The following is a 13,485-nucleotide window of genomic DNA, read 5'->3' on the forward strand; positions in this document are numbered from 1 at the left end:
GTTACTTCGACGACGCGGCAGGAGCGGCGGGGGCGGCGCCTTGCGGCGCGGCGACGGGGCGTCCCTTGTCGTCGAGCTTGGCCTGCTGCGGCGTGACCGGCGCGCCGGGCATCACATGCTGGAGGCCGTCGATGATCACGAGCTCGCCGGGCTTGACGCCCTGGACCACGCGGTAGCCGTCGAACAGGGCGCCGGCCACGACCGGACGCGGCGCCACGATATTGTTGGCGCCGACCACCATCACGACCTTGTTGGCCTGGTCGGTGCCGATGGCCCGGTCGGGGATCAGCGTGGCGGTGTAGGAGCCGGAACCTTCCAGCCGGACGCGCGCGAACAGGCCCGGGGTGAAGAGCCCGTCCTTGTTGTCGAACACGGCACGGCCGCGGATGGTGGCGGTGGCCGGATTCAGGCGGTTGTCGACGAAGTCCATGCGGCCCTCGTGCGGGTAGCCCTGCTCGTTGGCCAGGCCGAGACGGATCCTGTTGGCCTGCTCGCGCTTGGCGCCACCGGCGCGGGCGGCGGCGGCGTACTTCAGGAAGGTGGCCTCGCTGGCGTCGAAGTAGGCGTAGACCTTGTCGCTGGAGACGACGGTGGTCAGCACCGGCTCGCCGACATTGACGAGGTTGCCGGGCGTCACGTTGGCGCGCGAGCTGCGGCCGGCGACCGGGGCGCGGACCTGCGTGAACTCGACGTTCAGCTTCGCCTGGGTGACGGCGGCTTCGGCGGCGCGGATGTTGGCCTCGTTGTTGCGGACGGCGGCCTTGAGCTGGTCGATCTCCTGCTGGCTGACGCCCTGGATGGCGACGAGCTTCTCGGCGCGGCCCAGGTCGGACTTGCTCAGGTCGGCGGCGGTGCGGGCGGCGGCGGCCTGCGCCTCGGCGCGGGCGAGCTCGGCCTGGAACGGACGCGGGTCGATGGTGAAGAGCGGGTCGCCCTTCTTGACGACCTGGCCTTCGCGGAAGTGGACCTTGTCGAGTGTTCCGGCGACACGGGCGCGGATCTCGACGGTGTCGGGCGCTTCCAGGCGCGCGGTGAATTCATCGAAGTCCTGGACTTCGCGCGAGATCGCCGGGGCGACCGTCACGGGCGGAGGGCCGCCATGCTGTTGTTGTTGATCCTGTTGTCCACAGGCGGTCAGCAGCAGCGCCACGAAGGCACCGGCGACGGCGTTGCGATTGAAAGAAGGTCCAGCCATGCATCACTCCCGAAAGCGCCCGCGGCATCTGTTGCACCGCAGCGTGCGGCGGAATGTACGCGGTACACGAATCACCGACCAGTGCCTGGGGCAATACCTGCCCCTAGGCTGGAGGGCATACATCAACCTGATTGACTGCCTGGGCAACGTTGTGAGCAAGTCTCGCGGGCGACACTGCCGGAAAACGTCAGGAGGCTGGGGGTTCGGAGGATTGGGCAAGGACGCCGGACTGAACCAGATTGGTGCTTCGGTCGGCCGGTCATCCCTTCGCGCGCCGCCTCACGGGCAACAAAAAACCCGGGCATGGCCCGGGTTCTTCCTGGTGGGTCCATGAGGACCCTGGCGCGTTGCTCAATGCACGCCGTGCATCAGCTTCTTCATCACCGGGCTGAGCAGCATCAGCAGCACGCCGGCGCCCGCGGGGACGATGGTGAAGATGAGGAAGAAGGTGGACATCGAGTACGTCGACGAGATCGCGTCGATGTACGAGCCCGTCATGCCGGCGATCTTGTTGGCGATCGCCGCGTTGACGAACCAGACCCCGAACATCAGGCCCAGCAGACGCGCCGGGGCCAGCTTGGAGATGTAGGACAGGCCGACCGGCGACAGGCACAGCTCGCCCATCGTGTGCAGCAGGTAGGCCAGCGTCAGGAAGATCATGCTGACCTGCGCCGTCTTCGCGCCCGCCGGGATGCCCGACGCGCCATACGACAGCGCCGCGAAGCCCAGGCCCAGCAGCACCAGGCCGACGCCGAACTTCACCGGACCGCTCGGGTTCCAGCGACGTTCCCACATCTTGCTGAACATCGGCGCCAGGATCACCAGGAAGAAGGAGTTCAGGACCCCGAACCAGGTGGCCGGAATCTCGGATTGCTCCATCTGGAACTCGCGGCCCAGCATCCACAGCGACAGGCCCCAGATCACCGCCAGCGCCAGCGCCAGCAGGGCGTTGGACAGCTTGTAGAGGCCCTCGGTGCTGCGGCCCAGCTTGACCAGCAGCCAGCTCAGGATCGCCACCGGGATCAGCGTCATCAGCGAGTTGACGATCTTGAAGATCAGCCCGCTCGTGCCCACCAGCGCGCGGTCGGTGTAGTCCGCAGCGAAGATGGTCATCGATCCGCCGGCCTGCTCGAAGGCGAACCAGAAGAAGATCGTGAAGAACGAGAACACGCCGATCGCGATCAGCCGGTCGCGCACGATGTGCGCGGGCGTGTCGTCCAGCGGCTCGCTCGCGTCCACCAGCGGCGCGTCCTTGCCCGGCGCACCGCCGATGTCGCCGAAAATGCCCTGCGCCAGCCAGAACTGCAGCGCGCCCAGGATCATGAACACCGCCGCCAGGCCGAAGCCGTAGTGCCAGCCGATCTTCTCGCCGATGTAGCCGCACAGCGAGATGCCGAAGAACGCGCCCGCGTTCACGCCCATGTAGAACAGCGTGTAGCCGCCGTCGCGCTGGCCCTCGTTGTCCTTGTTGTAGAGCTGGCCGACGATCGCCGAGATGTTCGGCTTGAACAGGCCCGTGCCCAGGATCACCAGACCCAGGCCGACGTAGAAGGTCGCCTTGGTGTCGAAGAACAGCGCGATGTGGCCCGCCGCGATGATGAAGCCGCCCAGCACCACCGAGCGCCGCGTGCCGAGGAAGCGGTCCGCGATGTAGCCGCCGATGATCGGCGTCAGGTACACGAGCATCGTGTACGTGCCGTAGAGGCTCGTCGCCTCCTCGCGCGTCCAGCCCCAGCCGCCCTTGGCGGCCTCGGAGATCAGGTACAGCACGAGCAGCGCCCGCATGCCGTAGTAGGAGAACCGTTCCCACATTTCGGTGAAGAACAGGACGAACAGGCTGTTGGGCTGGCCGAGGATGGTCTGCCGCGCTCCGGGAGTTTGAATTGTGTTCAAACGACGCTCCGTGATGGATCGCTGAGGGATCAATGACCCGGCGCTCCGGGTCACGGGAAACCGCGTTCCAGGGATCAGAACGCGTTTGCCGCTGGTCCAGGCCCCGGATCGATCCGATCCCTTGGGGCCCGCCAGCGGCAGGCGGCGCCATTGTCAGCCAAAGGTCAGCTGGAACCGGCCCGTCGGCACTAGGGCTCACCCTAGGTAGGGATGGCCGTCAGGGGCGCTCTTCGCGCAGCAGCCGCAAGCCGTTGAGCACCACCAGCAGGCTCGCGCCCGCGTCGGCCAGCACCGCCAGCCACAGGGACCCGATGCCCGCGAGCGTCAACGCCGCCACGATCGCCTTCAGCCCCAGCGCGACGACGATGTTCTGCTTCAACACCGTCGCGACGCGCTCGGACAGGTCGATCAGCTCGGGCAGCTTGCGCAGGTCGTCCTGCATCAGCGCGATGTCGGCGGTCTCCAGCGCGGTCGCGCTGCCGGCGGCGCCCATCGCGATCGCGATGTCGGCGCGGGCCAGCGCCGGCGCGTCGTTGACGCCGTCGCCGATCATCGCGACCGGTCCCTGCTCGTCCGCGAGCGTCGCGATCGCGTCGAGCTTGTCCTGCGGCAGCAGCGGCGCGCGCACGGCGTCCTCCGGCATGCCGAGGCGGCCCGCCATCGCGACGGCGCTCGCGCGCTGGTCGCCGCTGAGCATCGTCAGCGACAGGCCGCGCGCGCGCAGCGTCTTGAGCACCTCGGCGGCCTCGGGTCTCGGCGTGTCCGACAGCGCCAGCAAGGCCAGCGTCTGCGCGCCTCGCATCAGCCAGACCAGCGTGTGGCCCTGCGCCTGGAGCGCACGGGCCGCGTTGCGAGCCTCGTCGTCGACGGCGCCGCGCTGCTCGGCCAGACGTTCGTTGCCGAGCGCGAATTCGGCGCCGTCCAGTTGCGCGGTCAGGCCCAGGCCCGGCAGGTTCTGCAGATGATCGACCGGCTCCAGCACGGTCCCCACGCGCTGCGCGTGCGCCGCGACGATCGCCTGTGCGAGCGGGTGCGTGCTGCCGGCATCGAGCCGCGCGGCCAGGTGCAGCGCCTGATCGGCGTTCACCGACGGGTACAGCGGCTGCACCGCCGCCAGTTGCGGCTTGCCTTCGGTCAGCGTGCCGGTCTTGTCGAAGGCCAGCGTCTTCAGCTGCCGGGCGCGCTCCAGGTAGAGCCCGCCCTTGATCAGGATGCCGCGCCGCGCCGCGGCGGCCAAGCCGCTGACGACCGTCACCGGCGTGGAGATCACCAGCGCGCAGGGACACGCGATCACCAGCAGCACCAGGCCCTTGTAGATCCAGTCGCTCCAGGTCCCGAAGCCCAGCAGCGGCGGCAGCACCGCCAGCGCGACGGCCACGAGCACCACCGCAGGCGTGTACACGCGGGCGAAGCGGTCGATGAAGGCCTGCGTCGGCGCGCGCTGCGACTGGGCCTGCTGCACGGCCGCGGCCATGCGGTCGAGCAGCGTGTGACCCTTGCCGGCGGTGACGGTCATTTCGAGCAAGCCGTCACCGTTGATGCTGCCGGCCAAGAGCGCATCGCCGGGCGCCTTGTCGACCGGCATCGCCTCGCCGGTCAGGGCCGCTTCGTTCAGGCTGGAGCGGCCCGTGAGCAGGCGGCCGTCGAGCGGAACGCGTTCGCCCGGAGGGACACGAACCCGCGCGCCGATCGCCACGTCGGCCGCAGGCACCGAGGTCCAACGCCCCTCGGCGCCCTGCACCTGCGCGGTCTCCGGCGCGAGCTGCGTCAACGCGCGGATCGCGTCGCGGGCGCGGGCCAGGCTCAGGCTCTCCATCATCTCGGACAGGCCGAACAGCCACACCACCATCGCCGCCTCCGGCCACTGGCCGAGCACGATCGCACCGATGACCGCGAGGCTCATCAGCAGGTGGATGTTGAGCGTCACGCTCTTCAGCGCGATCCAGCCCTTGCGCAAGGTCGGCAGACCGCCGAGCAGCATCGTCGCGACCGCCAGCGCGATCACCAGCGGACCGGACTCGTCGAATCCGGAGAACGCCAGCGTCTCCGCCGCGATCGCGGCAACGCCGGCGATCGCCATGCGCCAGCGCAGGCTGGTCGAGATCGCCGGCGGCGGCACGGGCGGCGGGGCTTCGGCCTCGATGGGCTCCGCGCTCATGCCGGCCGCGCTGATCGCGGCGCGCAACGGCGCGTCGTCAGGCAGGCGGTGGTGCACATCGAGCAGGCGGTTGATCAGGTCGAACTCCAGCGCGACCACGCCGTTCCTGCCTTGCAGTTGCTTGCGCAGCAGGCCTTCCTCGGTGGGGCAATCCATGCCGGCGATGAAGTAGCGCTGGCGTGTGGTGCCGGCCAGTGCCTCGGCGCTCGGAGCCGGGGACTTCGGAGCGGGCACAGCGCACGACGAGCCATGGCCATGATCGTGGTCGTGGTCGTGGTCGTGGTCGTGGTCGTGGTCGTGGTCGTGGTCGTGACCATGTCCGTGCCCGTGCGCATGGCCCGCGTGTCGATGAGCGGGCGTGGCGGCTGGCGCGACGAGTGCGGCTGTCGCGACGTCGGCGGCGTGACCGCAACATCCCCCGCAGGACGAGGCCGAAGACTCGGGCGCGGCGGGGCGGTGATCGTGTTCCTGATGTGCCATGGGGTCGATTGGATAGTCTGTAGCCGCTCCAAGGTCAAGCGGCTATCCTGATCGACATGCGAATCGGCGAACTGAGCAAGTCCACCGGCGTGGACATCGAAACCATCCGCTTCTACGAGAAGAGCGGCCTGCTGCCGCCGCCGGCGCGGAGCGAGAACGGCTACCGCGATTACGCCCATGAACACCTGGAGCGCCTGGCCTTCATCCGGCACTGCCGGGCGCTGGACATGTCGCTGGCGGACGTCACGCTGCTGCTGAACAGCCTGGCGACCCGCGACCCGGAGGAGCTCGTCAAGGTCGACGTGCTGGTGGCGTCGCAGCTCGGCAAGGTCCGCGCCCGGCTGCAGAGCATGCGGGCGCTGGAGGCGCAGCTCGTCGCCCTGCAGAAGCGCTGCGACGCGGACCACGACCATCACGCCTGCGGGATCCTCGAAGAGCTCGTGTCGGCGGCGCATGGCGAGGCGTGCGCCTGCCATCCGGATGAGGCGCCGACAGCGCCGCGCAGCAGCGTCGCTCGTACCTGACGCTCAGCCCGCCGACGGCAGCGCGGCCTGCACGAGCCGCTCCCGCAGCCGCGGTACCGCGAAGTCGATGAACGCCCGCAGCTTCAGCGGCAGCCGGCTCTGGCTGCGCGGCGCATACATCAGATGCACCGGCCGCGGCGCGGGCTCGAAGGGCTCCAGCACGAGTCGCAGCCGACCTGCCCGGACGTCCTCGTTCACCTGGTACGACAGCACCCGCGCCAGGCCCGCGCCGGCGCGCGCGGCATCGATGGCGGCGTCGATCGTTGTCACGCTCAGGCGCGATCGGAACGTCCCGGTGCGCACCGCGCCATCCTGCCGGAACGGCCACGCGCCGTCGCTGGAGAGACTCCCGAAGGACACCACGCGATGGCGACGCAGGTCGTCCGGCGTCTCCGGCGCCCCGTGACTGGCCAGGTAGGCGGGCGACGCGCAGAGGACGTGGCGGCACTCGCCGAGTCGCGTGGCGACCAGGCTGCTGTCCGGCAACTCGCCGATGCGCAGGGCGACGTCGATCTGGTCGTCGAGGAAATGCGTGACCCGGTCGGTGAACTTGAGCTCCACGGCGATTTCGGGAAAGGCATCCAGGAAGGCCATCACCGTTGGCAGCACGTGCAAGCGCCCGAACATCGTCGGCGCGGTCACGATCAGCTCGCCGCGCGGCTCGGTGTACTCGCCGGCGGCGGCGCGCTCGGCCTCGTCGAGCTGGTCGAGGATCGTCCGCGCCGCCTCCACGTAGGAGCGTCCCGCGTCGGTCAGATCCAGGCCCTTGGCCGAGCGGATCAGCAGTGACGCGCGCAGGTGCTTCTCCAGGTCGGCGACCTTGCGGCTCACGGTCGCCAGCGGCAGCCCGAGCCGCTGACTCGCCTTCGACAGGCTGCCGGCGTCCACGGCGGCGATCAGCATCGCCATTGCGTCGATTCGATCCATGCGCACTCGCGACCGGGCGTCAGCGGCCAGGCCTTCCAGTTTTCGGGAGGGTTGCTCTCGATCCTAGCGGCTTCCGCAGAAATCCGGGAATGCGGAGACTGCATCCATGCCTTCCAAGGCGGGTCGCCGACCCGGGGAGGGCGCCAAGGACACCGCCATGAGCGCCACCAACATTGCCATCCGCCACCGCACCGCGACCGTTCTCGGTCGCCAGGTGTTCTATCGCGAGGCCGGCGACCCGACCGCGCCGACCTTGCTGCTGCTGCACGGCCTGCCGACCAGCAGCCGGATGTTCAATCCGCTGATCCCGCTGCTGGCGGACCGCTTCCACGTGATCGCGCCGGACTACATCGGCTTCGGTCACTCGGACGCGCCCAAGCGCGAGGACTTCGCGTACACCTTCGACCACCTGGCGGCGCATGTCGCCGGGCTCGTCGACGCACTCGAACTGAGCTCGTACACGCTCTACATGCAGGACTACGGCGGTCCGATCGGTTTCCGTCTCTTTCAGCAACGGCCCGAGCAGGTGAAGGGCTTCATCATCCAGAACGCCAACGCCTACCTGGACGGCGTGGGCGAGGAAGCCAAGTCGGTGTTCGGCCCGCTGTGGGCATCGCGCACGCCGGAGAGCGAAGCGCCCGCGCGCCAGCTCATCACCATGGCCGGCACGAAGTGGCACTGGCTGGTCGGCGTGAAGGACCCCGAGTTGATCGACCCGGATCACTGGATCGTCGACCAGGCGCTGCTGGACCGGCCCGGCATGCAGGACGCCAACGTCGACCTGCTGGAGAACTACAAGACCAACGTCGCGCTCTATCCGGACTGGCAGGCCGCCTTCCGCCGCTACCGCCCGAAGACGCTGATCGTCTGGGGGAAGAACGATCCGATCTTCATCCCGCCCGGTGCCCGTGCCTACCTGAACGACCTGCCCGAGGCCAGGCTGGTCTGGCTGGACGGCGGCCACTTCGTGCTGGATGAGTTCGCCCCGCAGGTCGCGGCGGAGATCAAGGCGGTCTTCGGTTGAACCAGGGATGAACCAGGGGTGAGCCTGGGACGAGCCGACGCCGCCGCTCAGCGCGGCATGGCCCGGGCGAATTCCTCCAGCCGTCGGCGGAGTTCGTCCCGGACCAGCCGCAGCGCGGGCGACAGCTGTGCGCGGCCCGGCACGATCAGGTGCAGCGGCGCCGGGTCACCGCGCCAGTGCGGATTGACGTGGACCAGCTGGCCGCTGGCCAGTTCCTGGGCCACGTCCGGCCACGACTTGTAGGCCAGTCCCAGGCCGGCCAGCGCCCAGCGCTTGACGACCTCGCCGTCGTCGGCGACGCGACGTCCGGCGAGCGGCAGCCCCACCGGCTGGCCGGCGATCTCGACGGGCCAGTGGGTCGGCACCTCGCCGGCGACGAGGTAGCGCAGCGCCTCGTGGCGCGACATGTCCTCGGGCGACGCCGGCATGCCATTCAGCGCCAGGTAATGCGGCGCGGCGACCAGCACCCGGCGGCAGTCCGGCAGCAGCGGCAACGCGACCTGGGCACCGCTCGCCGGTTGACCGTAGCGGACGGCGGCGTCGACGGGACGTCGCAGCAGGTCCGTCAGCGGATCGCCGATCTGCAGTCGCAGCGTGAGCGCCGGATGGCGTTCCTGGAACTGTTCCAGCCACGGCAGCAGCACATGGCGGCCCAGGTCGGAGGGCACCGTCAGATGCAGTTCGCCGCTGAGCGCCTCGCGCCCAGCAAGCGCTTCATCGCGCCCATCGATCAGCGCCCGCAACGCGGCGCGCGCATGCGGCAGGTAGCGCTGGCCTTCCCCGGACAGGCGCAGGCTGCGGGTGCTGCGCACGAACAGCGGGAAGCCCAGCTCCTCCTCCAGGCGCTTGAGCGACGCGCTGGCAGCGGCGGGTGACCAGTCCAGGGCCTTCGCCGCGGCCGTGAGGTTGCCGAGGTCGGCGATGCGCACCAGCAGTTCGAGGTCAGCAATCCGGGCCATTGTTCGATTTTCTTTGAAAAAGCTTCGTCCGCCAGGGACCTCAACCCCGAGCCCGTCCGTTCCAGACTGTCAACCATCAAGCAGCCTGGAACAAACATGGACACCCAACCCGCCTCTGCCTCTGCCTCCGCCTCCGCCTCCTCCGCGTTCACGGCGGACACCGTCAGCGTCGTCTTCGGCGGCACCTCCGGCATCGGCCGCGCCGTGGCGGACGCGCTCCGCGCACGCCCGGGCCGCGTCGTCGTCGCGGGTCGATCGACCGACCTGGACATCGCCGATCCGGCGGCCGTGGAGGCCTTCCTCGCCGCGATCGGACCGGTGGACCATGTCGTCGTCACCGCGGGGTCGCAAGCGCCGGGCGGCCCCGTCGCCTCGCTGGACCTGGCCGCCGCCAAGGCGGCGTTCGACGTCAAGTTCTGGGGCGCGATCGCCGTGGCCCGCGCGGCCGCCGGCCGGCTGCGCCCGGGCGGCACGCTGACCTTGACCGCGGGCTTCCTGGCGCGACGCGCCACGCCCGGCACCTTCGTCAAGACGGCGATGAACGCCGCGATCGAGGCCGGCGCCAAGGTGCTGGCGCGCGAACTGGCCCCGTTGCGCATCAACGTCGTCAGCCCCGGACTGACCGACACGGAGGCCTACGACGGCATGGCGCCCGCGGCACGCGACGCGATGCTGACCAGGGCAGCGTCGACCTTGCCCGCCGGCCGCGCAGGTCGCCCGCAGGACATTGCCGCCGGATATCTGTTCGTCATCGACAACCCGTTCGTCACCGGCGCCGTCATCGACATCGACGGCGGCGCCCTCATCCAGTGACCCGGGGCGATTCGCCCGACCCCTCCTCAAGGCCCCCCATGACCGATCTCTTCACCCCGATCACCCTCGGCCCGCTGACGCTGCCCCACCGCGTCGTGATGGCGCCGATGACCCGCGCCCGGAGCACCCAGCCCGGCAACATCCCCAACACGCTGATGGCCGACTACTACGCACAGCGCGCGAGCGCCGCGCTGATCGTCAGCGAGGCCACGCAGATCTCGCCGCAGGGGCAGGGCTACAGCTTCACGCCGGGCATCCACAGCGACGAACAGGTCGCCGGCTGGCAGCTCGTCACCCGGTCGGTGCACCGCGCCGGCGGCCGCATGGTGCTGCAGCTGTGGCACGTCGGCCGGATGTCGCATCCGGTCTTCCACGACGGCGGACTGCCGGTCGCACCATCGGCGCTGTCGCCCGAGGCGCGCGTCTGGGTCGCCGGCGAGGACGGCATCGGCCGCATGGTCGACTGCCCGGTGCCGCGCGCGCTGTCGCGCGAAGAGATCCGCGCCGTCGTCGACGACTTCCGCCGCGCCGCCGCCAACGCGATGCGCGCGGGCTTCGACGGCGTGGAGATCCATGCCGCCAACGGCTATCTGATCGACCAGTTCCTGCGCACCACCTCCAACCACCGAGAAGACGAGTACGGCGGTCCCCGCGAGCACCGCCTGCGCTTCCTGCTGGAGGTGGTGGACGCCGTGGCCGCCGAGGTGGATCCGGCGCGCATCGGCGTGCGCATGGCGCCCTTCATCACCGCGCGCAACATGGACTGCCCCGACATCATCCCGACCATCCTGCAGGCCGCGCGCGAGCTGTCCCGCCGAGGCGTTGGCTACCTCCATCTGGCCGAGGCGGACTGGGACGATGCGCCGCAGGTGCCGGAGGACTTCCGCCGCGCGCTGCGCGAGACCTACGACGGCCGGATCATCGTCGCGGGTGGCTACGACGCCGCGCGCGCCCGGTCGCTGCTGGCCTCGGGTCTGGTGGACCTGGTCGCGTTCGGGCGCGCGTTCATCGCCAACCCGGACCTGCCAGCGCGGCTGCGGCAAGACCTGCCCCTCGCGGGCTTCGACGGCGAGTCGCTCTTCGGCGGCACCGCGGCCGGGTACAGCGACTATCCGGCGGCCACCGAGACCGCCGCGGGCGTCACGGCCGTCGCCGCCTGACCGGCCAGCCGCCGGTCCCCGGGCGCCGATCCGTGACGGAGTCGGCGCTTTCCCGCCCCACCGGGCGCGGGGGCTGCCGCGACCGTTCAGGTCGGAGCCCGAACGGACGATGTAGAGTCCGGGCCGCCCACGTTACAACTTCAAGACATGTCGACACGTGGCCGGCCTGCCCTCCGCTCCCCACGTCTGTCATGCGTGTCTGTTCACTGTCATCGGTCAAGAACCGGATCGTCCTCGGTCAGCCGCTCGCCTTCAGCGTGCGCGACACCGACAGGACGCTGCTGCTTGCGCGCGGGCAGGTGATCGCCGACGCGGCGCAGCTCGACGCGCTGATGCGTCGCGGCGCGCTGGTCGACGCGAACGAACTCGCCGAGTCCGCGCGCCAGGCCACGCCCGCGCCGACGCGCTCCGCCGCCTACCTGCGCGACCGGCTGCCCGAGGAATGGGACCGCGGCATGCAGGATGTGCGCAACGCCCTCTCGGCGTCGCCCGATCGCATGGCCGGGGCGCTCGACGGCGCGACGGCGCTGATGCTGACCCTGATCGACAGCTCGCCCGAGGTCGCACTCTCACAGGTGGTGCGACAGCCTGAATCCACTAGCGGGCACTACGGCGTTACGCATTCCTTGCATGCCGCCACCGCGTGCCACGCGGCGGCCCGCTATCTGGGCTGGGGTCCGGACGACCAGCGGCGCGCCTTCCAGGCCGCGCTGACGATGAACCTGGGCATGCTGGACCTGCAGGCGCGGCTGTCCAGCCAGGTCTCGCCGCTGACGTCGATGCAGCGCGAGGCGATCAATGAACATCCGATCCGCAGCGTCGAGATGCTGAGCGCCGCCGGCATCGACGATCCCGACTGGCTGGACGCCGTGCTGCAGCACCACGAGACGCCGGACGGACGCGGCTACCCGCACGGGATCAGCGACGTCGGTGAACTGGCCGAGATGCTGCGCTACGCCGACATCTACACCGCACGGCTGAGCAGCCGGGCCAACCGGCCCGCGATGAGCGCCGCACAGGCGGGCCGCGAGCTCCACCAGATGGCGGCGCAAAGCCCGCTGGCGGCGGCGCTGATCAAGTCCTTCGGCATCTTTCCGCCGGGCAGCCTGGTGCGGCTGGCCAGCGGCGAGGTGGGGCTGGTCGTGCGCAACGGCGACAAGGCGCACCGTCCGATGGTGTCGGCCTTGACCAACGCCAATGGCGAGCCGCGCCACACGCCGGTGCTGCGCGACAGCAGCCGCGAGGACCACGCCGTGGTCGCCCTGCTGCCCACGCACGCCTCGCCGATCCGCCTCTCCGACGAGCGCATCGCCGCGCTGATCGCCAGCGCGTAGCGGCCGCGAGGGGCGCCCTGCAAAGCCTTGCAGCCGACCCACCTCGATGCATCACACCTGCAAGGATCCACCCCTCTTTCGGTAGAGCTGGACCCATGCCCTCGCGCGCAGACTCCGCCGCTTTTGGACATGGGGGATGCATGTGGGTCAAGTCGTCGAACTGAAATCGGGGCGCTGGCGCGCGGTGATCGCGCCGGATCGCGGCGGACGGTTGCGCTGGCTGGGGGAGAGCGGGCCCGGCGGTCGTCAACCGTGGCTGCGCCCGCTGCTGATCGAGCGGGGCAGGCTGATCGGCGGCGGCGCGGTGAGACTGGCGCCTCCGTCCGACGTGCCCGAGGACATGGCGGCCCTGGTCCCGGACCCGGGCGCCTTCGACGAGCCTTGGCGCGTCACCCAGCAGGCGCCCGACGCGATGACGCTGATGCTGCATCCTCGCAGCCCCTCGCCGGGCACCTGGGGGTTGCAGGCGAGCCAGACCTTCCGCCTGGACGAACACCGGCTGGACTGGAGCCTGTCGGTGCGCAACCTGAGTCGCATGCCAATGCCGGCGCGCCTGGGGTGGCTGCTGAACTTCCCGGAAGACTTCGCCGACGCCGCGTGGCTGGACGACTCCCTGGACGTGGTGAAGCTCTCCGGCCGCGATCACGCGGAGCGGCGCGATCCCTGGTGCGGCATCGCCTCGCTGAGCGGCGCCGGCGGGCGCATCGCGCTGCTGCGCGGCGAGCCGCCGCTGGACACCTTGAGCTTCGAGCGCCATGCGACGCGGAGTTCGGTCCAGCTCCGGCTGATGACCCCGGACACGCCGCGGCTGCAGCCGCTGCCGCGCGGCGAGGAGCTGACGCTGCGCGTGTCGATCGACCTGCTGGAGCCGCGGACGCCGCCGCTGCCGCGCGTGCCGCCGGACCATCCCGCCGGGTCGCTGATCCTCTGAGCGCCGATGGGCGAGACGAGGTCCGCGCGCGCGTCGGCCGGGGCACCCGCGGGGAAGGTGGCACCTATACTGCCGCGCGCTGCTCCT

At 70.4% G+C, this 13,485-nt stretch carries 12 protein-coding genes; 7 read left to right on the forward strand and 5 right to left on the reverse strand.

What is annotated here, in order from left to right; genetic code table 11:
• Position 1 precedes the first annotated feature (1 nt).
• From AC07PR_RS26125 to AC07PR_RS26135, 3 genes are all read right to left on the reverse strand, one after another.
• Positions 2-1,195 carry an efflux RND transporter periplasmic adaptor subunit gene (locus AC07PR_RS26125; RefSeq protein ID WP_483108221.1) on the reverse strand — a complete coding sequence of 398 codons (1,194 nt, stop codon included), beginning with the start codon at positions 1,193-1,195 and terminating at the stop codon, positions 2-4.
• Between the two features lie 351 nt (positions 1,196-1,546).
• Entirely contained in the window at positions 1,547-3,088 is a 1,542-nt protein-coding gene (locus AC07PR_RS26130) for a peptide MFS transporter (protein ID WP_377159113.1), read from the reverse strand.
• A 217-nt stretch (positions 3,089-3,305) separates the two neighbouring features.
• Positions 3,306-5,480, reverse strand: coding sequence for a heavy metal translocating P-type ATPase (locus tag AC07PR_RS26135; protein ID WP_495137022.1), 2,175 nt, complete (start codon positions 5,478-5,480; stop codon positions 3,306-3,308).
• 15 nt (positions 5,481-5,495) lie between these two features.
• On the opposite strand from AC07PR_RS26135, the gene AC07PR_RS26140 reads away from it, so the two are divergent.
• Together AC07PR_RS26140 and AC07PR_RS26145 are read left to right on the forward strand one after the other, a co-directional pair.
• On the forward strand, positions 5,496-5,777 hold the full coding sequence (locus AC07PR_RS26140; RefSeq protein WP_495137023.1) for a hypothetical protein: 282 nt from the start codon (positions 5,496-5,498) through the stop codon (positions 5,775-5,777).
• A 5-nt stretch (positions 5,778-5,782) separates the two neighbouring features.
• The gene (locus tag AC07PR_RS26145) at positions 5,783-6,250 is read left to right on the forward strand and encodes a Cd(II)/Pb(II)-responsive transcriptional regulator (RefSeq protein ID WP_495137024.1); all 468 of its coding nucleotides are present in this window, start codon (positions 5,783-5,785) and stop codon (positions 6,248-6,250) included.
• 3 nt (positions 6,251-6,253) lie between these two features.
• On the opposite strand, the gene AC07PR_RS26150 is transcribed toward AC07PR_RS26145, so the two are convergent.
• The gene (locus AC07PR_RS26150) at positions 6,254-7,177 is read right to left on the reverse strand and encodes a LysR family transcriptional regulator (protein ID WP_495137025.1); all 924 of its coding nucleotides are present in this window, start codon (positions 7,175-7,177) and stop codon (positions 6,254-6,256) included.
• A gap of 157 nt (positions 7,178-7,334) precedes the next feature.
• Between AC07PR_RS26150 and AC07PR_RS26155 the strand changes: the two genes are divergently transcribed.
• Positions 7,335-8,201 carry an alpha/beta fold hydrolase gene (locus tag AC07PR_RS26155; protein WP_495137026.1) on the forward strand — a complete coding sequence of 289 codons (867 nt, stop codon included), beginning with the start codon at positions 7,335-7,337 and terminating at the stop codon, positions 8,199-8,201.
• A gap of 47 nt (positions 8,202-8,248) precedes the next feature.
• Here AC07PR_RS26155 and AC07PR_RS26160 read toward each other — a convergent pair whose 3' ends face one another.
• On the reverse strand, positions 8,249-9,160 hold the full coding sequence (locus tag AC07PR_RS26160; RefSeq protein WP_495137027.1) for a LysR family transcriptional regulator: 912 nt from the start codon (positions 9,158-9,160) through the stop codon (positions 8,249-8,251).
• Between the two features lie 96 nt (positions 9,161-9,256).
• On the opposite strand from AC07PR_RS26160, the gene AC07PR_RS26165 reads away from it, so the two are divergent.
• The 4 genes from AC07PR_RS26165 (at position 9,257) to AC07PR_RS26180 (ending at position 13,398) form a co-directional block, all read left to right on the forward strand.
• Positions 9,257-9,973, forward strand: a complete 717-nt coding sequence (locus AC07PR_RS26165; protein WP_495137028.1) for an SDR family oxidoreductase — start codon at positions 9,257-9,259, stop codon at positions 9,971-9,973.
• Between the two features lie 38 nt (positions 9,974-10,011).
• Positions 10,012-11,133: an alkene reductase gene (locus AC07PR_RS26170; RefSeq protein WP_495137029.1), complete on the forward strand. Its 1,122-nt coding sequence runs from the start codon at positions 10,012-10,014 to the stop codon at positions 11,131-11,133.
• A 191-nt stretch (positions 11,134-11,324) separates the two neighbouring features.
• A complete protein-coding gene (locus tag AC07PR_RS26175; RefSeq protein WP_377159105.1) occupies positions 11,325-12,467 on the forward strand; it encodes an HD-GYP domain-containing protein in 1,143 nt (380 codons plus the stop codon).
• 136 nt (positions 12,468-12,603) lie between these two features.
• A complete protein-coding gene (locus tag AC07PR_RS26180) occupies positions 12,604-13,398 on the forward strand; it encodes an aldose epimerase family protein (RefSeq protein WP_483108228.1) in 795 nt (264 codons plus the stop codon).
• The last annotated feature ends 87 nt before the right edge of the window (positions 13,399-13,485 follow it).

The sequence above is a fragment of the Roseateles sp. GW821-FHT09H11 genome (genome assembly GCF_059415845.1).

Coding starts and splice junctions, on each gene's coding strand:
- AC07PR_RS26125 (WP_483108221.1), bottom strand. CDS start 1,195: ATGGCTGGACCTTCTTTCAATCGCAACGCCGTCGCCGGTGCCTTCGTG.
- AC07PR_RS26140 (WP_495137023.1), top strand. CDS start 5,496: ATGGCCATGATCGTGGTCGTGGTCGTGGTCGTGGTCGTGGTCGTGGTC.
- AC07PR_RS26145 (WP_495137024.1), top strand. CDS start 5,783: ATGCGAATCGGCGAACTGAGCAAGTCCACCGGCGTGGACATCGAAACC.
- AC07PR_RS26150 (WP_495137025.1), bottom strand. CDS start 7,177: ATGGATCGAATCGACGCAATGGCGATGCTGATCGCCGCCGTGGACGCC.
- AC07PR_RS26155 (WP_495137026.1), top strand. CDS start 7,335: ATGAGCGCCACCAACATTGCCATCCGCCACCGCACCGCGACCGTTCTC.
- AC07PR_RS26160 (WP_495137027.1), bottom strand. CDS start 9,160: ATGGCCCGGATTGCTGACCTCGAACTGCTGGTGCGCATCGCCGACCTC.
- AC07PR_RS26165 (WP_495137028.1), top strand. CDS start 9,257: ATGGACACCCAACCCGCCTCTGCCTCTGCCTCCGCCTCCGCCTCCTCC.
- AC07PR_RS26170 (WP_495137029.1), top strand. CDS start 10,012: ATGACCGATCTCTTCACCCCGATCACCCTCGGCCCGCTGACGCTGCCC.
- AC07PR_RS26175 (WP_377159105.1), top strand. CDS start 11,325: ATGCGTGTCTGTTCACTGTCATCGGTCAAGAACCGGATCGTCCTCGGT.
- AC07PR_RS26180 (WP_483108228.1), top strand. CDS start 12,604: ATGCATGTGGGTCAAGTCGTCGAACTGAAATCGGGGCGCTGGCGCGCG.